Source organism: Burkholderia sp. RF2-non_BP3 (assembly GCF_001522185.1).
Classification (GTDB): domain Bacteria; phylum Pseudomonadota; class Gammaproteobacteria; order Burkholderiales; family Burkholderiaceae; genus Burkholderia; species Burkholderia diffusa.
On the sequence record NZ_LOSU01000030.1, the window covers coordinates 15,712 to 36,039 of the forward strand.

The following is a 20,328-nucleotide window of genomic DNA, read 5'->3' on the forward strand; positions in this document are numbered from 1 at the left end:
AAATGGGACTGCCATCCATATCGATCGACAGGCTTAACCATCGAACTAGCATCTGAACGTCGGCACGCGAATCATGGCCCTCACCCTTTTGCCTCAGTCGGACGGCTCGCCAATGCAGCAAACAACTGATTGATTGCGCCTGGGCCGGTGCGTCGTTCGCTCTCCCGAGCCAGAACCCCAGTACTTGCGCGGTCTCGCGCACAAAGTACATCAGCAATCCACCCGCTGTCGCTGCGATGGTCTGATCCTTCAGCGTGCCGTCCCGCCACCCCGGTGATCACCAAGAACGCGATTACGGCCGCGATGCTTGAACACATATGACTTCCTTGGTGGTTGCGCGTACTTTCGCGCCCCCCACCCGCGTGGCGTCATCGCGCTGAATCGAACGGAAACGGCTGCGCGAGCCGGCGCGCGATGGTGGCCAAAATGGATGACGCGAATCGCGCCGCTGCTGGCGGTTACGCCGGCACGAACAGGCCCGATCAGGCGGTGACGAGTTGGCCGAGCCAGCGTGTATCGCGCGGCGACGGGCGACGATGCAGGCGCTGATCAAGCAGCGCGCGTGCCTTGCCTGCGTCGCCGCTGCGCATCCAGGCGACCAGCAGCGTATCCTGGACGATCTCGCGTTGCGCGCCGCTGCCGCCGATGCGCACGACCTCGTGCGCCACGGGCTCGAGGAGGGCCGCGCATTGCGCGTATTTCTCCTCGGCGAATGCGAGCACCGCGCGGCAGATCTCTGGCACCACAGCGCCGGCCCGCAGCGTGCCGGCCTCGACGAGCGCGTCGAGCGCCCCCGTGCGCTCGTCGAGCGCCGCCGTTGCGCCCGTGGCCGCCGCGATCAACGCCATATGGACATCGGCGAACGGGAAGCCCGCCTGCCGAAAATAATCCGATGCATACCGTGCCGCATCGTCCCACTTGCCGACGGGAACGGTATGGCCGTAGGCCTGCATGCGCCAGAGGAACGAAGCGGTATCGCTGACCACGTTGATCGGCACGCCCAGCGACGCCGCTGGCGCTACGTGCGTGTCATAGATCGCGAGTGCGCGTTCGGTGTCGCCGCGTTCGAGTGCGATCAGGGCCGCATGCCACGCAATGTGACCGTGCAGGATGCCGCTGCGGTCGTATTCAGGCAGCCAGCCGGCGATCACCGTATCGGCCTCGTCGTTTGCACCGGCCTCGTATAGCACGTGTGCGACCGCGTGCACGGCATTGACATTGTGGCGACGCAGCTCGAGCGCACGCTGCGTCATCGTACGGCCGACCCGGACGTTACCGTTTTCGCCATGTGCCCAGCCGCGATTCGTCAGGAACCACCAGTCGTCATCCTCAAAATGCCGTGCATAGCGCTCGCAAAGATCGACGCGCGCCTGATTGTGATCCGCCATGCCCGAAAATGCGAACAGGCCGAACGCGCCGAGCGGCAGCGACAGCACGATCACGTCGCGCGGCCAACGATCGACATGCTCGAGCGCGCCCGCCAGTGCTTTTGCAGCCTGCCCGTGGATCGCGAGCGACAGTACCCTGACGTGGCTGCGCTCGCGCGGTGTGCCGTTCCGGGCGACGAGCGCGGCCGCGTTCGTGATCATCGCGCGCGCGTCGCCGATCTCGGCGCGGATCGCATGAAGGCGCGCACGGGCAGCCTGCGCGAGCGCGAATTCTGGATCGGCCGCGATCGCCTCGTCGAGCGCTTCGGCCGCGCCCGACCACAGGGACAGGAGCAGGTCGACACCGGCGCGATAGCGGTCGGCCGTGCGTTCGGAGGGCGTCGAAAGGGGTAGGCTGTAGCGGTCGAAACAGGCCATGAGGCGGGAAACTCCAGTAAGAATCGTGGGCGTTCGGGACTGCAGCAATTCAACTGCGCGCGTTGCCGCGAGGCAGGCATGGCGTGACCCTGTGCGGCGACGATATCCTACGCGCCCGAGAGATCAAGGCGCTCGGAAGACGATAGCATCGACCTCGGCCGGAACTTAGCGTGCAATATTTTCCGTCTTCTGAAGTCACCCCTAATTGAACGATTCGATCAGTTGCGTGAGACCGTCCGATTCATAGCCCATTTGTGCAATATCGCCAGCGTGTTGATCGCGAATTCGTTGGCCGCCGCAACGATGCGTGCCAACCACCGATCGGCCAGTGCGTTAGACAGTTGCGCCGCGCGCTGGAACGATTGTCAATCCATATTGGGACCCCAAAACAAAAATGGCCGCACGAGGTGGCCGTAAACAAAACACTCTGGTCAAAGCCATTGGCTTATACACAATTGCCGGTGTGGCCGCCGGTACGTAACTTCTGCAATGTCTTTGCAGCTACATGAACTTCTGTGAGTCCGAGCCAGATGGCTTTCGCACAGGGTTCGCCGTCGCCCTTTCGGCCGAGGAATCCGCCCAGGCGCGTGATCAAGCGCAACATCTCGTTGAGCTTGGGCTTGGCCGGCTGCTTGGCGTCGATGAGCAAATACGCGCCCCGAATTTCATCGACATCGACGAACAGTTCGGCATCCAGATCGGGGCAACGACCAGAAACAGCACCAATGCCCGTTCGAGCCGCTCGATCGTGCCCAAACTGCAGCGCCTCGACACGGCAACCGTTCTTCAACACGTTGAACAGTATTTCTATTTCCCAGCGAACCCGATACCAGTCGATCAGCTCAATCGCTTCGGCTTCGCGGTTGGTCAGCAAACGCCATTCGATTGGCCTGACGCCGTTTGACGCCTCGAACTCGCGCGCCACCAGACAGGTGGCCGTCACGCTTTGCCCCACGCCTGCTGGCAGCTCGATTCGCTGCAGCCACACGTGCTGGCGCACTTGGCGCGCCTCCACGCCGCGACGCGAGCCCATCGTGAAGACAGTCTCGCCGAGCGGTTCACCTTCGCTCGGACATGCCCACAGTTTCACCCCATCGGGCAGCGCACGGTCATGGGTCCACCAAATCAGCCAATCCGCCGACGTACCCAACTCCTGCGCTCGCACCATCAGTGCGATCATGTCCGCCTCTCGATCAGCGACATACACCAGCCGTGCGGCAAGCTCGATGCCGTTTCCGCAACCCGCTCGTAACCGTCCAGCGCAGGCTTTCCTTGAGCCCGCCGCGCTTGCCGTGCGCGTCCAGCGGCACGCACTCGGGCGTCACCGCGTAGGTTGGATGCAAATACATCCTGCGCTGCGCCTCGTGAGACGGCTATCCGAGGCCAGTGCCGGCCGTTGAAATCCAATTCCGTCGTGTCCTGCAGGCACGGAACGGCCGACTGGGCTGCCATGCGTTGCTCGATCTGTCGCCAGTGCTGCTCCAGAATCACTCCCAACTTGACCTCGTCGTTGTCGAAGAGGCGGTACGCCGCCATCGTCTCACCCCAGCTCCGACTTGCCTGTGGCGCGCCAGCCGTTGGCTTGGCCGCCAATCGTTCCATCAATGTCCTGCTCGCTTGTTCAAGCGCGCGTCGCCAAGTTCAAGGTCGGTAAATTCAGCTTCCGTCCGGCTCGGTGTTTCCAGGGCCAAGGCATTCATGCAAAAAAAAGCGAAAGTAAACGCGACGCGCCGAAAGTTTACAAGCCCTGGTCTATCTCATTGGTCGAAAACGATTCGTTCCGGTCTCCGGTTGCGGAGAGCTGCCTTGTGTATAAGGCGGTGCGCAAAGCCCCGCCGCGGATCGTACCCCTCATCACAGTGAGCCAAACATTACTTTGAAGCCAAGGCATACGTACGGCAATCCGCTAGCAGTTCATCGCACATGTCGCGTGTAACGTGGCCCATCATGTACATGTGAATGACCTGATCGTCTTTTACTAAATGATACTTGTTGAGCAAGTACTGTTGATGCTCAGGGGGAAACGTCCGGACGAAGTTTGCCAACGGTATCACGACGGCGAGCCCACCCGGGGTCGCGAATGCACCTGGGCAGCAGCCATGGTGCAATTCCCGAGCGACGTACTGGGCAAATTCGATTCCGTTATTCACCCAACGACTAATCACGTCGGGGCCGATATGATGAAGTCGAGAAAATACGGTCGCGGCTCGGAAGCCGTCCCTGCTTCCGTACACGGTAATGTCTTTCAGGTCGCTTAGATAGGGAACCGCATGAATATCCGTCTTGAATTGCTCGATGACCGTGTGCCGCGCGATGAACAGGTTGGCGGGCATTGGAGTGCCCAGTACCTTGTGTGTACTGATTGTCATCGATGAAATGGCGGGATGACGGAAAGTATAGTCGTCTTTCCACGGGAACTGGGTGGCAGACAGGAACGGCACGACGAGGCCACCGAGAGCAGCATCAAGATGCAGGTAGAGTGGACAGGATTTTTCACGGAGAATATCCACGCATGCCGTTAATGGATCATACGCGCAAGTCATCGTGGTTCCCGCCGTCAGGACCAGAACGATTCGCTCCCCCGGGGTAATCTGAGCACGCAGGTCGTTCAAGTCCAGCTCACCCGTTGGATGTACGTTGATCACCTTCACGCGACCGAAATGGAGTGCACTGGCAAATTTGACGACACTGTAATGAGCGGCTTTCGAGAATACCAGCGTGGCACCGCGCATCAACGTTGCCCCTATCCACATGCCCTGCAAGTTTCCCAGCGTCGAACCTCCGCCGACGTACCCCCAGCACTCTGGAGCCGATAGATGAAGCCATTGAGCGACGCGTTCGACTGCCGCACGCTCCTGAGCCATCGTATTGGGAAGCGGGCAACGATCCGGCTCGTAGCAATCGCCGAGATTGTTGAGCAAGCGCCCAAGGCGCGCACAGTCACCGGGTGACACGGTCAGTGCCGAAAGATTGACCTGGATCCCCGTGTAATATTGCCAATCACTTTCAGAAAACGTAATATTAGGGGTGGAAAGTTCGGACATCGACTTAACTCCATCGCAATATACATTGCGTCAATTTCGTCAGCTAGCTATGTTCAATGCCACGGACCACAAGGGGGCAAATACAGCGTCGCAGCATGCATGGGGGAGTGAATTTTGCTTTATTTGCGATTTTAGTTCACTCCCCTCCGCGGGAGAAACCCACCTATCGCCTTCACGGCGGCCTTGAAGATCGAGGGTCCCTTTGCCATATTCTGTTCGGTCGAGCATGCTAGGTGTTTTTTTTGATTTTCGTCTATTTGATTGACGATACCGCTGCATCGAGCGCGTGGATCACTTGATATCTTGGTAAGGCGATTGCCTATCCTATTATTGCCATCGTGCCGAGCTTGAGGCCGAAGTTCGCGGATGCTCCATATCCCATAGAGTCGCGAGTCGATATAAATAGAATTCAATGTGCCGTACATGGATTCCCCTGCCAAAATACAAAAAAATCAGATCTCGATAGAGCCGCATCAAAGCATGGTTTGAAATCTCTATGCTGCCGAGTGTACCAGAGTCAATGCCCGCCACAGGTTATCTCGTCGAGGATGGGCTGAGAAAATTTAATAAAAGAGCGAAATATGACAGGGGTATTTCACCAAATCGAATCAAGCGTATACGTTTCTGAACAGAGAGGTGAAAGCGTCACGACGCCAACCAGTTCACTCAGCGCAAAACAGTGTGCGTAGGCTAGTACACCGAATATCGGTACGAGCCAGCGTCGCTCTTGCCTGAGCGACCAGCAGTTTGCCACTACACCACCCACAGTTTGCGTTATTCTCCTGCCCGGCGACGCCACCAACCCCACCTCATCCAACGATTTGCCTGTATACATCCGCTTCGTCGACAAATTCAGTCCAAGTTAATTTTGTTTCTTCGGCGAATGAGGCTTGTTAGTTAATTTACAATTAACAAATATGACGCGAACGATACAGAGGTCTCTCGGAAAAACATTGACTAAAATTGCGTCTGTAGTAACGTTGAACGAAAATATGGCGTGGTACCGAGTTGTTCGCTGCACCAGAACATTGTCGATTGCGATGTCACCGGTGAATAGTGGTGTCGAGATTCACGTATCTCTGAACTTTCGTCACTCAACGCTGAACTCGGCGCAGCGCACACTGGCGGCTGAAAGTCATTCGGCGCAGGCGTTGCAACCGAAGCCATCGAGCACGGGGCTGGGCCTGCCATAGGGAGCGACCTGGGCGTCGGGTCATCCGACCCGGTTCAGCCATGAGGCCTCATTCGTTTAGTCCGCTATTTGGCGTCCGTGCGGTCGCTTTGCCCTGTAAGTATCCGGTCGGCCGCCAACAAATTGCGTTGAGTCGTCGGTCATTGGGGACATTGGAGACCCCGCGGATGGGGGCAGTCGCGAACGTCGGCATACGCGCATTTACATGATCGCGGCCGATCCTATACGGTCTGGTTGGGGGTAGCTGCCAGTCAGTTGTGATCGCCTGCGTGAACATCGGTTTCCGGTGGCCATCATCAGCTAGGCGGTTCGTTTGCGTTGGTATTTCCGCTTCCAGCTCAGCCTGCGCGACTTCGAAGAACTACTGTTCGAGCGCGGCATCGTCTTGAAACGATTCGGCGCTGGTGTGACAAGTTTGGGGCGGGCTTCGCTCGTCGCGTCAAGGCTGCGCGTGGTCAGCCAGGCAGCAGCTGGCATCTCGACGAAATGGTCGTGACGCTGCACGGTGAGCCCATATCTGCTATGGCGCGTCATCGACGAGCACGGTGCCGAACTCGGCATCCTGCTACAGAAGCGACGCGACAAGGTCGCAGTCAAACGCGTCTTCCAGCGGGTGCTGCCTAACCGACTATCCCTTCCTGCCCTCGATGCACTGCTTGATCAACAGCGTGACAGTGCCACCTCATGACATCCGCGTTCATCTTTTGATGGGCGTCGTCAATGGGCCGCATATATTCAACGCGCTGCCGGAGTGGAGTGAACCAGCATCAGATCGGCAACCATGCCGAGGCGAACACGGCCAGCGGCGTCACTGCGATGAGTGCACTCACCAACGGAGATTTTTCTCCATGTTCATGCCATTTACGACAATCCTGACCGTTGCACCATCAGACATGCTGCCCACCGTTGATGTGGATCTCGGCTCCGTTTATGTAAGACGACGCGGGACCGGACAAGAAATAGATCGTCTCGGCTACTTCACGTGGGTCGCCAAGCCGATGAAGCGGAATGGTCTTTTCGACGATCTCTTCGGTACCAGGCGACAGAATTGAGGTATCGATTTCCCCTGGGGCAATTGCATTGACCCGTACACCATGCGGTCCAAACTCATGCGCCATCTCACGCGTCAGCGCTGCAAGTCCCGCCTTTGAAGCAGCGTAGGCGGTTCCCGCGAACGGATGCACTTTCACTCCGGCAATCGAGGTGACATTAACGATGCCCCCTTGAGCACTGACAAGCTCCGGAAACAGCGCACGCGCGAGCAGCGCATTCGATACAAGATTGACGTTGAGGACCGTAGTCCATGTGTGGATGTCGCTCGCGAGTACCCCCAGTCGCGAACGGTTTTCTCCCTTCGGCGAGATACCGGCATTGTTGACGAGCGCATGCAGCTTCCCGTCGGGCAGACGGCGCCTCACTTCGGCAGCAACCTGCTCAATGGAGTCGAGGTCTGCCAGATCGGCCTGAATGTGCGATTCCCTCGCATCGGGCCATTGGCATTCTTCCGAAAAGGGTTGGCGAGACACCGTAAATACTTTCCAGTTTCGTTCCTGGAACAGTTTCACCGTAGCGTGTCCGATGCCGCGACTGGCGCCGGTGAGCAGCATGTATCGAGTCGAATCATTCATGGTGTATCCACTGAAAATTGAATAGCGCACATGTCGCAGTCGCCGAATGCGCTCAGGTGCCGGCGGACGTGCCGACTCTCTGGCATTATGCGCGACCGCGGAGCCATTCGAGCGTGAGGAGAACGGAAATGGAGATCACGATCGGGATCGTGGCGACCGCCGCAATCGCCGGACTGACGTTTTCGCGAATACCCGCGATCATCTGGCGCGGCAGCGTCGATTGCTCCGGTCCGACCAGAAGCAGCGTCAGCACAACCTCATCGAAGCTTGTAGCAAACGCGAAGCGCGCGCCGGACCCGGCACCCGGCAAGATCAGCGGCAACGTAACCCAGAAAAAAGTAGTCAGCGGGCCGGCGCCGCGACTCTTCCCCGCCCTGATCAGACTTTTGACGTAGTCTTCCAGCATTGCCGTGGCCGTCACTACGGCGAACGGTGCGCCCAGTGCTGCGTGCCCCAGTACCAGTCCGTGAAAATTGTTCGTCAGCCCGAGCAGCGCGAAGAAAAAGTACGTCGCAACAGCCACGATGACGATTGGCACGATCATCGGCAGCATCAGGAAGCTGCCACCAACTCACGCCAGGGAAAGTTCGAGCGGACCAAGCCGATCGCCGCAAGCGTACCAGGCACGGCAATTGCCCTCGACAAGGGGCGACGATCATGCTGTTACGAAACGCATGAACCGATCCGTAAGACTCGAACACCTCGCTTGCGCCAGCGCGTCAGGCTCGATGGGTCGATCGGCGGTTCAGTCTGCAAGTAGGTCTCGCAGGTAATTACCCGCCTGTATGGGTTCTCGACCCATTGCCAGACGACCTCTTCATCGGACAGGTCGAATGCGTGTTGCAAATAGAGAGCAAGCCAGCAATCAGGCGCGGCGAACTCGCCGGCCGCTCACGGCGCGCCACGAAGCTTTCGCTCATCGACGCGCTCAACCGATTCCAGTCGATTGACTCGACAAAGCACACCAACGGGTGCGTCAAGTTGATCTGTTCGTGCAATGGATGCCGGAACAATTCTCCTTCCGGTACGGGCGTCTTGGGACGATGAGAACGTGTCGGACCACGACCGCAGTGATATGACGGTCGACGGAAGACTACTTCTGCTCTGCCCGGTCAACCAGGTAGTTCAACACTGGAATCGTGCCATTCAGGCTATTAGTATAGCCCGGCCCTGTTTCATATTGACCATTCACGACAATCGTCGGTACGCCGTTGATGCGAGCATTACGAATCAGGGTCGCCGCATGGCTCACATCAGCCTGAACGCGCATCGAGTTGTAGGCCTGCAGGTATTGATTTTTATCGATTCCATACTGGACCAGGAAGTCCGCCTGCGCTTGCGCAGTAAGCAGCATTTTCCCTTCGGCAATCGCCTTGAAGACGGTCGGCATCAGCCGATCCGCATCGCCCAACGAAGTCAGCGCATAGTACATACGAGAATGGGGCGTCAGTTCGGTGTTCATCGCTACCGGCACGCGCGTCAACGCAATCCTGCTGCCCTCCTGTTTCGCCCACGCTTCGAGCACGGGTTCGAACTGCGCGCAATGCGGACAGCCGTACCAGAAGAATTCCGTGACGTTAACCTTTCCAGCCTGCGTCAGGGTGGTCGATGCTGGCTTGAGTACGTCGTAGTCCTTGCCGGCCACGGGCGTGCCAGCTGCATGGGCCAGCGGCGCCGCCATACACATCGAGAGCATTAGGACACGGAAAGCACGCTTCACGTCGGGGTTCCTCCTTAGATAGGCAGTGACAGGAAATTGTCAGCGACCCGACGCATTATGGGGAAAACCAGAGGTATCTAAAATCGGCCAATCTAAGAAACGGTATCAGAATAATCCGAAATTGTTTTAAAGAATGTTCATGGTTTCGTTAACCTGAATGCGGCATTGTCAACTTGGGAGACTTCGTCACTGACGATGCATAACGCACGCTGGCTCAGAGCGCACTCGACGGAGCTTGGGTGACGTTGGTAAGTTCGCGCCATGCGACGAACCGGGCCGCGTGACCCTGCCTCGTTTTCACGTACAGCAATTCATGCGGCGATCAAGCTGGCCTCGTAGTCGACAGGGGTGCGGAAATCGATCGAGGTATGCAGGCGTTGCCGATTGTAATAGCCCTCGATCCAGTCGACGATATCGAGGCGGGCTTGGGCGCGCGTTTCGTAGTGGTTCTGATAGATTCTCTCGACCTTCAATGTCTTGAAGAAGCTCTCCATCGGCGCGTTGTCCCAGGCGTTGGCGCGACGGCTCATCGAGACTTTGATCTTGAACGCGTCGGTCAGTTGCCGGTACACGCGACTGGCATATTGGGCGGATTCAACCGGTCGTCGCAACACCTTAATCCAGGAGGTGTTTCATGGGTCGTCCATCGAAGTGGATACAACAGTTGACGGGGCGAGGAGCGATGCGCTCGCCGGCCGCCCCTGAGCACGCAGTTGCCGCACGATGCGAGGACGGCCATAGCTGCCACGACCGGCGCGATGAATGGCAGCAACCTCGGCGTCCAGCACGGCATTGGCCAGTGCTCGCCGACTTGGCTCCCGGCCGCGCCACTGGCAATAGCCGCTGCGCGACACACCCAGAACCCGGCAAAGCCGGCTCACGCTGTACTGGTCGCGATATGCGTCGATCCAGGCGTACCTCACCGCGACCCCTTCGCGAAGTACGCCGTCGCCTTTCGAAGAATTTCGATATCCAGCTTCGCGCTGGCCAACTCCTTACGCAGACGACTGTTCTCGGCCTCCAGGTCGCTGACCGGGCGACGACTTGAGCTCGGCGCACTGGGCACCGGCCCCGCTGCGGCCTGCGCACTGCCATCGCGCTGATCACGGCACCAGTTACCCAGCGTCGCCACCGGCACGCCCAGCCTGCGAGCGGCTTCATGCTGACCGACGCTCTCAGCGAGCCGCACCGCCTCCACCTTGAATTCCTTCGTGTACTGCCGTCTTGGTACCACGTTCTCTGCCATGTTCTTCTCCATACAGTCAAAAAGTTATCAAACTTCTTGCTGTACGTGGAATCGGGCAGGGTCACTGCTCGGCCATGCGTCGATTCAGACCACGGCCGGCTATGCAAAAACGGACCTGTCGCAGTTGCGCGCGTTCGTTGATCGCGCGTTCGATACCGATTAGGGTTCGGTCGCCAACGGCGGAATCGGCGATTGCAAGCCTTCTACGGCGAAGCGATTCAGTTTGTCGAGCGCCGTCAGATAACGATGGGTCGGTATGCTCGCCAGTTGCTCGTCGTGAAGCAGCAGAATCCGCTCGATCACGGCTTTGTCTCGATCGAGCATGACCCAGGTTTCGCCGTGCTCGGCGCGCGCGATGCACCGAGCCAGCGCGGCCTCCGCGCGCTGAAACTCAGCATCGTCAGCGGTCGCCGGAGTTTCATTGCGCAGATAGAATGCCGTATAGACGGCCTTCAGCAAGCAGACCATCAAGTCGACATTGGTATGTCCCTTCGCGATGGTGGCCAACGCGAGATGATGTTCGAGCGACAACGCGCGGGTCCGTGCTAGCGGGAGCGGCAACAACATTTCTTTGCTCAACGGACGGTGTCCCGAACGCCGGGCGGACTTTCGACTCATGGTGGCATAGCAAAAGACAAGAGCCGCGTATTATGCCCCGACCATTTACGCGGACTCCTGTCAATTTCATCCGCGTGCCTCGCGTCCCGCCATCGACATGCCGATCACAAGACTGGGCATCAGGCGATGCGCATATTCCGCGACCGGGAATTCGAACGTGCCACGCAGCTTGATGCCTTCGAATCGGAATCCGCAGCCCGGCGTTTGCCCGGCATCTGGTATCCGGCGTGGCGACGTTACAATACCCAAGAGTACTCGAACCCCTGCCTCCATGAGCAGCCAAGAAACTGTCGATGTGCCCGTCAAAGAACGGGCAACTATTGTGTGTCTTCAGGCGCAGCGGGTCTTGCTGGTCGCGCGCGCGGCGTCGCGATGGGCGTTGCCCGGCGGCACAATTAAGGCCGGGGAGGCGCCGTTCGACGCGGCACACCGAGAGCTTTGGGAGGAAACCGGTTTGGTCGGACTGAACCTCACATATGCGATGCACTTTGGCGGCCTCTCGAAGTTGTATCACGTGTTTATCGGTGAACTCGGAGCCGATCTGAAGCCGCAAGCGAGCAATGAGGTCGCCCGATGCAAATTGTTCCGTCACGATACCATCGCCGAGCTGCGGGCATTCCTACGAAGAAAATCATCGAATTGGCCTATAGCAGCGAGTGGTCCGCATAGGCAAGATTCATCTCGCAATTCGAGGGCACGTCGCTATACTGCCGCGTGCAAACATTTCGAATGTCGCTCCACCCGCAGCGAGGCGAACATGATCAGCGCGTACACATACTGTGGATATACGATTGACGTTCGCTGCGAACACAAGGTCGACGGGTCTCATGGTGACGCGATCGCCTGCGAGACTCCACCCGGTTTCGTCGCAATAGTCCAGGTGCGAGCAGCGCGCGCTCGGTCCTTTTTCCTGGCGCCGATTCGCTTGGCCGATGAGCAAGGCAAACCGTTTATCGACCGGCTCGATGCGTTGCGCGCGGGTCGCTCCGCCGGCGAGATAATCGTCGACGACCTTCTCGTGGACACCTGCAGCGACGGCTCCGGCGTTCAGCGCTGATGCTTCCGTCGCAGCTCGCGGCCGGTGTAGACGGCGAAAATAGTTCTTATCATCGTCACGCCTGACGCGACGAAATCGTTCAGCGTACCGGTGCTATGCAGAAGCTTGGGAAAGACACCCATAGCAAGCCCAACGGCAGCCAAAATCAGACCGGCGGCCACACCCGAGACGTTTTCAATATAGCTGATCAATATCAGAATCAGGGCGTCAGTAGGGGTAATCGTCTCTTTTGTGTATGTATGGCGGTTTCACTCGAAATTTCACGCAAAATCATGGGCTTGCATGAGGCCGATTTTGCGAAGCCGCGTCCTCCGGATGCCAAATCTGGCGCTTCAGCCCACAGTGCCGCCCAGACCCAAGCTCGCCCGATAGTCAGCCAGCAGAAACAGCTGGGCGTCGACCTGTGCCGCCAGCTTTGTCCGCTCCGCCGTCGCTACGCTGAGCGACGCACGGGCGCTTTCCAACTCCCCCGACTGCGCGCTAACCGTCGCGCGTAGGGCATCGCGTTCCGTCTCGAGACGGACGTGATCGGCAAGCATCCGGTCGAGCGCCTCCCGTATCTGCTCACCGTGTGCCCGCGCTTCTCGTAAACTTTTACTCGCCGCGCCGGACTCGGCGACCAGCCGCGCATTGTCCTTGTTCAGTTGTGTAATTTCGTTCTGCTTCACGATTGCCGTCTGATTGGTCTGGCGCAGTTCGGCCTGCAGCTGCTGGACCTGCGTCTCGTGCCGGCGCGCTTCCTGTTCGCGCTGCTCGCGACTGGCGGTTCGGTAATGTTCGAGCGCGTCGTGCGCGTGCTTCAGCTTCTCCTCGAGCGACTGGCGGAAGCTTTCGTGCTCGGCCAACCGCACTGTCTGGTCATGTACCTGCTGCGAGAGTCGCTCGATGTCGATCGCACATTGCTGCACCGCCAAGCGCGTATCGGCATGCGCATCCTGTTCGCTCGAGAGCGCGGCGCTCGCGTTGGCCAGTTGCGCCTGCAGTGCGGCGAGCTCGCCAGTGAGCTTAGCGATCTCGGTTTGGGCCTGCTGGTGCTGGGCGGCTGCGGCGGCCGCCTGCTGATCGATGCGCACCTGCGCTTCCTCGTGCAGGCGGGCCGCGAGGCGCGCGACGAGATCCTGGATGGCGTCGGACAGCGACGCCGCGCGCGTCAGCGACGCGCTTTCTTCTTCATCCAGTTCTTTCAGGTAGCGGTGGATGGTGGTTTTCGAGCCGGTATTGCCAAGCGCGATACGTATCGCATCGATCGACGCGTGCATACCCTGCGCGATCAGCGAATCGCGCGCACGCTTGATGTCCACACGGGTCAGGCCGGCGCGAGCCATGGGGCCTCCTTTGAATATCGTACTGTATTACATACCATTTATATACGTACTATCATGGCTGGTCAAGTGTGGCGTGAGCTGGTGGCTTCTCATATGCAATAAAGATGGGTTATCCAATGTGATTGGTCGAAAATCGGCTCGAACGACCGGAAACGGTACGGAAAAGGGATCGCCTACCTGATTTCAAGCAAGCGCCAGCTGGAGCGCCTCTTCAGGCGGGCACACCTGGTAGCCCATGGCCCGGTAGCCGCGCTGGCGTTTCTCCCACATGCGCAACAGCACCGGATGGCCGCCATCCACGTAATCGAGCACTCGCACGCCAGTCTTGCCTGCATGCTCGCGGTGAAGCCGGCCTGCGTACTGCTGCAGCGTACCCTTCCAGGCGACCGGCATGCCCAGCACCAGCGTGTCCAGCGCCGGGTGGTCAAAGCCTTCCCCGACCAGGCGACCGGTTGCGAGCACGACGCGGGGCGTGTCCCCGTGCAGCGCGTCAAGGGCCGCCAACTGGGTGGCGCGCGCTTTTCTGCCGAGCCGTCCGTGCAGCACGAACAGCGACTGCACCGTGTCTTGCAGCATCTGCTGCAGGCTTTCGAGATGGTCCGTCCGCTCGGTGAGTACTAGCACGTTACGCCCCTGTCTGTACTGTTCACGTACAGCTGCCGCGATCATCTGCGTGCGCAGCGTGTCCTGCGCGAGCTGTGCGAACACCGCCTGGATTGGCGCGTCGGCCGAGACGTCCACCGTGGAGGTGAGCCTTTGCGGGAAGACCTCAAGCACCTGCGGCGCACCGGAGGGCGATTTCGCCGCATGCCGGATCGGTCCGCACAGCATGAACATCACCGGGTGCTGGCTGTCACGCCGCATCGGCGTCGCCGTCAGGCCGAGCACGTAGCGCGCCTGTACCGCCTTGAGCACCGCCTCGAAGGAATCCGCGGAGACGTGATGACATTCGTCGACAATGACCTGGCCGTAATGCCGCAACAGCTCGCCGCGGGTACCATCGGGCGCCACCGACTGCAGCATCGCGACATCGATCTTGCCTGTCGCTTTCGACTTGCCGCCGCCGATCGTGCCGATCTCCCGTGGATCGAGCCCGAGAAATGACTGCAAGCGTTCGCGCCACTGGTCAAGCAGTTCCCGGCGATGCACGAGCACGAGTGTGTTGACACCGCGCTGTGCAATCATTGCGGTCGCCGTCACGGTCTTTCCGAACGCCGTCGGCGCATGCAGGATGCCGGTGTCGTGCCGCAGCAGATCGGCCACGGCCGTCTGCTGGTCATCGCGCAACGCGCCGGCGAACGACACCACGAGTGACTCGCCAGCGTAACGTTCGTCGTGGATGTCGCAGGTGACTTCGTTGTCTCGCAGCAGCGTCATGACGTCGTCGAGGCAGCCCCGCGGCAACGCGATGTGGCGCGGGCAGTTCTCGGCGCGACCGATGATGCGCGGCTTGTCCCATACGCTGAAACCGCGTGCCTGGGCTCGGTAGAACTCCGGATTCTGGAAGGCTGCCAGTCGGATGAGGCGATTGAGGAGTGCCTGGGGAAGCTGTTCCTTCTCAAAATAGATCTGGTTCGCGAGCGTCAGCGTGAGCGATGCCGGCATTGGTCCGGCCAATCGCTTCGGCAGCGCGGAAGGTGGCTTCCACGGCTCGACTTGGTCCTCTTCGGCGATGAACGCAACGTCGAGCGGATGGGCACCGCCCGTAGCACGGAAAATCACGCCCTCGATGTCACGCCCGTCCATCATCCGGATGGCTGCCAGATACGCCCATTGGTCGGCATAGGGTTCGAAGCGTTCGTCTACAAACACACTGCATTCGCGCTCGCGTGGCTGTTTCTGCAGTGGCAGCGCGATTAGGTTGCCGAAGCCGCCTTTGGGTAGTATGTCTTGGTTCGGAAAGAGCCGGTCGTAAGACGACAACTCAAGCTGCCGGGTCCGGGCACAGGTGTGGCTGATGATGGCCGCCCCCATCCGTCGCGCCTCGCGCGCGGTGACGGCCGACGAGAAGAAGATCCACGCATGCGCGCCGTTGCCCGAGCGAGAAATCTCGAGCGAAACGGGCACGCCCAGCCCTTCACACGACTGCCGGAAAGCCATCGCATCTTCACGCCAGCCGTCCTCGTCGAAATCGACGGCGAGCAGGTAGCAGGTGCTGTCCAGCATCAGTGGGTAGAGACCCACTGTGTGATCGCCTGCCAGATGCGCGTAGATGACCCGATCCTCCAGTGGCAACAGCACGCGATGCCCACAGTCCGCGCAGCGGATGCGGGGCTTCTCACAAATTCCTGTTCGCCATTCATTCGCGCAGGCCGGCGCGTAGCCCGACTTCCCGGAATTGCGGCTTTCCCAGCGAAGCGGATAGACGTCCGTGCGGCCGCGAAACAGCCGCCGGAAGAGTTGCACTTTCTGGTCTGGCGAAAGTATAGGGGCGCTTGTGTTCCGCCCCGATGGTGATGGTTCGCGCCGGACAGTTGGAACGGACCTACCTGGCGTCGGCACGGTGGTCGGCAGTAAGGCGGTGAGTCGGACATTTTCAGAGTGAAGGCGGGCGAGCTCGGCGAGCAGCTCTTCGCGTGTGAAATTTTCCCAGCCCGGATGTGACGGCTTGCCTTCGTTCATCGCTTCATCGGTCGAAACCGCATTCCCCGTCTCGCAATCCGACTGGCGCACATGATCGTTGTTGCATATCGTCGTCTCCGATATTGATTGCCCGATTGTACCCACGAGCCATGTCTGCTATCGATCGCTACGTAGAAGCCGCGACGCGCGAAAATACCCGTCGCAGTTACCAGTCGGCAATCCGGCATTTCGAGGTTGAATGGGGCGGCTTCTTGCCGGCGAGCGCCGATGCAATTGCACGGTACCTTGCCGACCACGCCGAAACCCTGTCAGTCAATACGCTGCGGGCGCGCCTGGCAGCACTCGCACAATGGCATCAGACACAGGGCTTCGCCGATCCGACGAAGACACCGCACGTGCGAAAGGTACTCAAGGGGATCGCGGCGCTGCATCCTGCGACCGAGAAGCGCGCCAGGCCGATGCAGCTCGCGCAGCTCGAAAAGCTTACCGCCTGGCTTGATGGACAGATTTCCCAGGCCTCAGATGAGCGGAGTCGCCTTACGTGCGTTCGCAACCGGGCGCTGGTGCTACTGGGCTTCTGGCGTGGTTTTCGTTCGGATGAACTCAGTCGATTACGGATCGAGCACGTGACCGTCGAGGCGGGCCGCGGAATGACGTTGTTCCTGCCGCGCACGAAAAGTGATCGCGCACAGCTTGGCACGTCGTTCAAGGCGCCCGCGCTGTCGCGGCTATGCCCGGTGGCCGCCTATGAAGCTTGGATTGCCACCTCTGGCCTGACCGAGGGGTTCGTGTTCCGAAGCGTCGACCGCTGGGGAAACGTGAGCGACGAAGGGTTGCATGCCGGCAGCTTTGTTCCCTTGTTGCGCACGCTGTTTCGCGAGGCTGGACTACCCACGCCCAATAGTTACAGCAGTCACTCGTTGCGGCGAGGCTTTGCGACCTGGGCCAACTCGAATGGCTGGGATCTGAAAATGCTGATGGAGTATGTTGGCTGGAAAGATGTGCGTTCGGCAATGCGCTACATCGACGCGGCCGATCCGTTCGCACAACATCGTATCGAGTCGGCACTCACGATGATGCCACCACCGGCACCCACACAGCCTGCGATCGCCGAACCTTCGAAGACGCAGTCGTTGGCGGACGAGGTAACGACATCGACGCTGCAAACGCACCTCAGCCTGCATCTGGTCATCGAGCGCAACAGCAAATTCGTGGGAGGCATGTCCAAGGCGCGCCGCTGGATCGAAGATTTCTGTCATTCCCTGTATGAGATACGATGCGTCAACCGGCAGCGCACGCGATACGAGATCACCATGCCGTTTGCATACGGAGCCGAACTGGAAGCGGCGATCGAGGAACTGCTCGGCGAAATCCATTTTACCGCGGAGATGTGTGACTGCATGGCAGAAGCGGTGCTGCACGATCCTGTCGCAGACCGGTATTGGCGCTGATCGCGCTCGTCGACTTCATCGGATGGACGCCAGTCCGCCAACCGTACCGATACGCCGTCCGTCTCTATCCGGCACGCCTCATGATCCCGTGCCTCGTTGCCAGGGCGCGGCTTCCAGCAGGACGTCGCTGTATTGGTCGATGGGAAAGCTCAATGTGCCCCTGAAGTTCACGTGCGCAAAATGCGCAGGCCCCATCCGGCGCAACCACTCGTCGTCAACCTGTCGTCCTTTGCGTCGCCGGCCGTCGCCTGCATGTGCTGCGTGTTCTAGTCGATCACAAGGTTCGTCAACAGTGTCAACGAACCCGAGATGGCGACCATATCATCGCGACGTCGACCGCGCTCGGGGGGGCACACGTCTGGTGTAGATCGCGCGCTGAAGCTGGTGCACCGCCTCGCCGCGATTCAGCAGCGTATGCAGCTCCCGGCGGAACGCCACGTTGCTGAAGTAATCGCACAGGAAAAGCGTGCGCAGCAACTTGCCGAGTTGATGGGCGGCCGGACTGAATCGAGGCGACGAGCCGCAGCAGCTCATCCCAGCCGTCGCGAATTGCCTTGTGCGAAACGTCGTGGGCCACGAGCGGCGCCAGTCCTTCGGAGACGGCAAATCCGCGCGGCAAATACAACTTGCGCTCCTCCAAATTGCGCAGGCCCGGACACAGAGTAGCTTCGAGACGGCCATCCCCACGCTCGTGTACCCGTGCGTGTCGACGGAGAGTCGCAACAGTCCGCCATCGTCTCGGCTTTCGTTATGCGGCAGTACGCCTTCGATGGCCACGCGCGCCTGCCGCTCGTTCAGCACGAGCGGTTGATTATAGACAATGCCATGCCGATCCAGCATGTGCGTATAGATCCCGACTGCGTGGGTTCGGCGCCGCGGATCGACGCGGGCATAAAAGAGATGCGGCGAAATATTGAGGCTCATGGAATTGCTAGATGCGTGTCGCCCCGTTCCCCACAATTCGGTAATCGGATGCGTGCGCTGTAACTCGACCACGCCCTCGTTCGCGCGCGACAATCGCAAGCATCTCGAGCGCTCGCATCTCCGTCGCGATGGGCGTCAGACCGAGTTGTGGAACCATCTCCAGCCACGACGCTTTTCTCATCGAGATCCGTACCGTGTGCGATCAACCGTACGCGTCATTTGAAGGCCGCATGGACAGAGCTGACACCGATGTCAAAGGTGATGTCCGTTACACTTCGATGGGAATCAGATTGCCGGTGCCGCGCCCTCATGAACAGACGGTACGTGTCGAGCGCTTACCCTGATGTCGGCTGCACACATCGAACAGCAAGCCGCTTGACAATCAATTCGATGGTCCAACCTGCCGTGCGCCTGGTCAAGGCGCCAGTGCCCGATTACGTGCTGCGCGTTGAGCTGAAGTACATCAAGCCGGCGATCTGGCGACGAATCATCATTCCCGGTTCGATCCAGCTGGGCAAGCTGCATGTTGTGCTGCAACTGGCCATGGGCTGGGAAGGCGGGCACCTGCATGAATTCGTCTTCGGCGAAACCAACTATGGTGAACCGGATGACTCCGGATTCCCGAGCGACCCACCGATGCTTAATGAAGCACGGGTCACGCTGGTGGCGAAGGCGCTGGGCGGCCTGAAGTCATTCACCTACATCTACGACTACGGCGACAACTGGCGGCATCGGGTCAAGGTCGAGAAAGCACTCGTGCCCGATCCGGACATGCGCCGGCCGCTGTGCCTGGACGGGCAGAATGCATGTCCGCCGGAAGACGTTGGCGGAGTGCCGGGATATGCCGACTTCCTCGAAGCGATCGGCGATCCGACGCACGAGGAACACGACCACTTCCTTGAGTGGTGCGGCGGCAACTTCGATCCCGCGCCTTCGATATCGTGTTTGCGAATCAGTGGCTCTCAGAGGTCAAGTTCTGATCGTCAAGACGGCCTCGGATTGACGCTTACACAGGTCCTCAAGTAATTTGCCGATCTTGGTGAGCCGTTCCTGAGCAGAGCGGCTCGCATCGTCGACGAGCGCTCTGATCGAGATCAGTTGCTATCGGTATTCGACAGCCGACCGAGCCTGTTTGACTGTCGTCCGATCGTAGGCGTGCCGGACGAGGTCCCAGACGCGGCGGCCCGTTTGATAGAGCAGCACGTCGGTCGGCTCCAGTAACGTCACGTGCAGAAAAAAGATCAGCTCGATCGTGGGCGTCGACACCTTCAGTTTACGAACCTTGGCGGGACGCCGGACCTGAATGCGCTGCGCATAGGCGCGCCGTTTCTCGATCGGCACCGTGTCCAGGTTCCACGTGTGGGTGCCGAGCGACCTGAGGAAACGAACCTTCGACAGGGTTTCGGTAATGGTCGACGGGCTGTGCCGCGCCGGTGGCATCTCGAGCCATTCGAGCACCGTCATCCTCGACGTACCATTTTAAGGCAGTATGACTTTCCGTGAGGCGGGGGCCGGCCTGGCGTGGGGAAGCAAACGCGGGTTAGCATCGCTGCCAGAGCCGCACGGTGTGGGCAGGGCCACACCCGGCGATTTCCACCACGGAGGCCAGCGTGAAGGACGATAGCACGGTGTACGTTGGGTTGGATGTCCACAAGGAATGGTGGATTCAACCGGTCGATGCAACAGCTTGATGGAATCGTTCAGCCGGTGTATCGAAGTTTAGTGTCTTGCGTGG

The 20,328-nt window shown here is 59.7% G+C and carries 11 protein-coding genes and 8 pseudogenes; 5 read left to right on the plus strand and 14 right to left on the minus strand.

Going from position 1 to position 20,328, the window contains the following annotated elements:
• Positions 1-482: 482 nt before the first annotated feature.
• The 3 genes and pseudogenes from WS45_RS14670 to WS45_RS14680 all read right to left on the minus strand — a co-directional run bounded on the left by WS45_RS14670 (position 483) and on the right by WS45_RS14680 (position 4,849).
• A complete protein-coding gene (locus WS45_RS14670) occupies positions 483-1,805 on the minus strand; it encodes a tetratricopeptide repeat protein (RefSeq protein WP_059524587.1) in 1,323 nt (440 codons plus the stop codon).
• A gap of 445 nt (positions 1,806-2,250) precedes the next feature.
• Positions 2,251-3,505: pseudogene (locus WS45_RS14675) on the minus strand (IS4 family transposase).
• Between the two features lie 171 nt (positions 3,506-3,676).
• Positions 3,677-4,849 (minus strand): aminotransferase class V-fold PLP-dependent enzyme, encoded by a 1,173-nt coding sequence (locus WS45_RS14680; protein WP_082721931.1) that lies wholly within the window; start codon positions 4,847-4,849, stop codon positions 3,677-3,679.
• Between the two features lie 1,436 nt (positions 4,850-6,285).
• Here WS45_RS14680 and WS45_RS33530 point away from each other — a divergent pair.
• A pseudogene (locus tag WS45_RS33530) lies at positions 6,286-6,660 on the plus strand (DDE-type integrase/transposase/recombinase); the annotation flags it as partial.
• A gap of 268 nt (positions 6,661-6,928) precedes the next feature.
• Here WS45_RS33530 and WS45_RS14685 read toward each other — a convergent pair.
• The 6 genes and pseudogenes from WS45_RS14685 to WS45_RS14710 all read right to left on the minus strand — a co-directional run bounded on the left by WS45_RS14685 (position 6,929) and on the right by WS45_RS14710 (position 11,214).
• Complete coding sequence (locus WS45_RS14685) at positions 6,929-7,669, minus strand: SDR family NAD(P)-dependent oxidoreductase (protein WP_059524591.1); 741 nt, start codon at positions 7,667-7,669, stop codon at positions 6,929-6,931.
• Between the two features lie 85 nt (positions 7,670-7,754).
• Positions 7,755-8,343 (minus strand): annotated as a pseudogene (locus WS45_RS14690) (ABC transporter permease); the annotation flags it as partial.
• Between the two features lie 28 nt (positions 8,344-8,371).
• Positions 8,372-8,682 (minus strand): annotated as a pseudogene (locus tag WS45_RS33535) (transposase); the annotation flags it as partial.
• Positions 8,683-8,762: 80 nt separating this feature from the next.
• The gene (locus WS45_RS14695; RefSeq protein ID WP_059524595.1) at positions 8,763-9,389 is read right to left on the minus strand and encodes a thiol:disulfide interchange protein DsbA/DsbL; all 627 of its coding nucleotides are present in this window, start codon (positions 9,387-9,389) and stop codon (positions 8,763-8,765) included.
• Between the two features lie 311 nt (positions 9,390-9,700).
• A pseudogene (locus tag WS45_RS33540) lies at positions 9,701-10,647 on the minus strand (transposase).
• A 147-nt stretch (positions 10,648-10,794) separates the two neighbouring features.
• On the minus strand, positions 10,795-11,214 hold the full coding sequence (locus tag WS45_RS14710; RefSeq protein WP_306453769.1) for a hypothetical protein: 420 nt from the start codon (positions 11,212-11,214) through the stop codon (positions 10,795-10,797).
• 310 nt (positions 11,215-11,524) lie between these two features.
• On the opposite strand from WS45_RS14710, the pseudogene WS45_RS33545 reads away from it, so the two are divergent.
• Together WS45_RS33545 and WS45_RS14715 are read left to right on the plus strand one after the other, a co-directional pair.
• A pseudogene (locus WS45_RS33545) lies at positions 11,525-11,922 on the plus strand (NUDIX hydrolase).
• An 88-nt stretch (positions 11,923-12,010) separates the two neighbouring features.
• Positions 12,011-12,310, plus strand: coding sequence for a hypothetical protein (locus tag WS45_RS14715; RefSeq protein ID WP_059524600.1), 300 nt, complete (start codon positions 12,011-12,013; stop codon positions 12,308-12,310).
• On the opposite strand, the gene WS45_RS14720 is transcribed toward WS45_RS14715, so the two are convergent.
• From WS45_RS14720 to WS45_RS14730, 3 genes are all read right to left on the minus strand, one after another.
• Positions 12,301-12,501 carry a hypothetical protein gene (locus WS45_RS14720; protein ID WP_257127611.1) on the minus strand — a complete coding sequence of 67 codons (201 nt, stop codon included), beginning with the start codon at positions 12,499-12,501 and terminating at the stop codon, positions 12,301-12,303. The genes WS45_RS14715 and WS45_RS14720 overlap by 10 nt on opposite strands.
• Positions 12,502-12,642: 141 nt before the next feature.
• Positions 12,643-13,635, minus strand: a complete 993-nt coding sequence (locus WS45_RS14725) for a DNA-binding protein (protein WP_059524603.1) — start codon at positions 13,633-13,635, stop codon at positions 12,643-12,645.
• Positions 13,636-13,818: 183 nt separating this feature from the next.
• Positions 13,819-16,257 carry a TOTE conflict system archaeo-eukaryotic primase domain-containing protein gene (locus WS45_RS14730; protein WP_059524605.1) on the minus strand — a complete coding sequence of 813 codons (2,439 nt, stop codon included), beginning with the start codon at positions 16,255-16,257 and terminating at the stop codon, positions 13,819-13,821.
• Between the two features lie 110 nt (positions 16,258-16,367).
• Here WS45_RS14730 and WS45_RS14735 point away from each other — a divergent pair, with 110 nt between their 5' ends.
• Positions 16,368-17,669, plus strand: coding sequence for a site-specific integrase (locus tag WS45_RS14735; protein WP_082721932.1), 1,302 nt, complete (start codon positions 16,368-16,370; stop codon positions 17,667-17,669).
• A gap of 78 nt (positions 17,670-17,747) precedes the next feature.
• On the opposite strand, the pseudogene WS45_RS36655 reads toward WS45_RS14735, so the two are convergent.
• Positions 17,748-18,799, minus strand: a pseudogene (locus WS45_RS36655) (Tn3 family transposase); the annotation flags it as partial.
• 169 nt (positions 18,800-18,968) lie between these two features.
• Between WS45_RS36655 and WS45_RS14750 the strand changes: the two are divergent.
• Positions 18,969-19,619 (plus strand): plasmid pRiA4b ORF-3 family protein, encoded by a 651-nt coding sequence (locus WS45_RS14750; RefSeq protein ID WP_257127612.1) that lies wholly within the window; start codon positions 18,969-18,971, stop codon positions 19,617-19,619.
• Here the strand turns inward: WS45_RS14750 and WS45_RS14755 are convergent.
• A pseudogene (locus WS45_RS14755) lies at positions 19,605-20,072 on the minus strand (Tn3 family transposase); the annotation flags it as partial. The gene WS45_RS14750 and the pseudogene WS45_RS14755 sit on opposite strands and share 15 nt — an antisense overlap.
• Between the last annotated feature and the right edge of the window lie 256 nt (positions 20,073-20,328).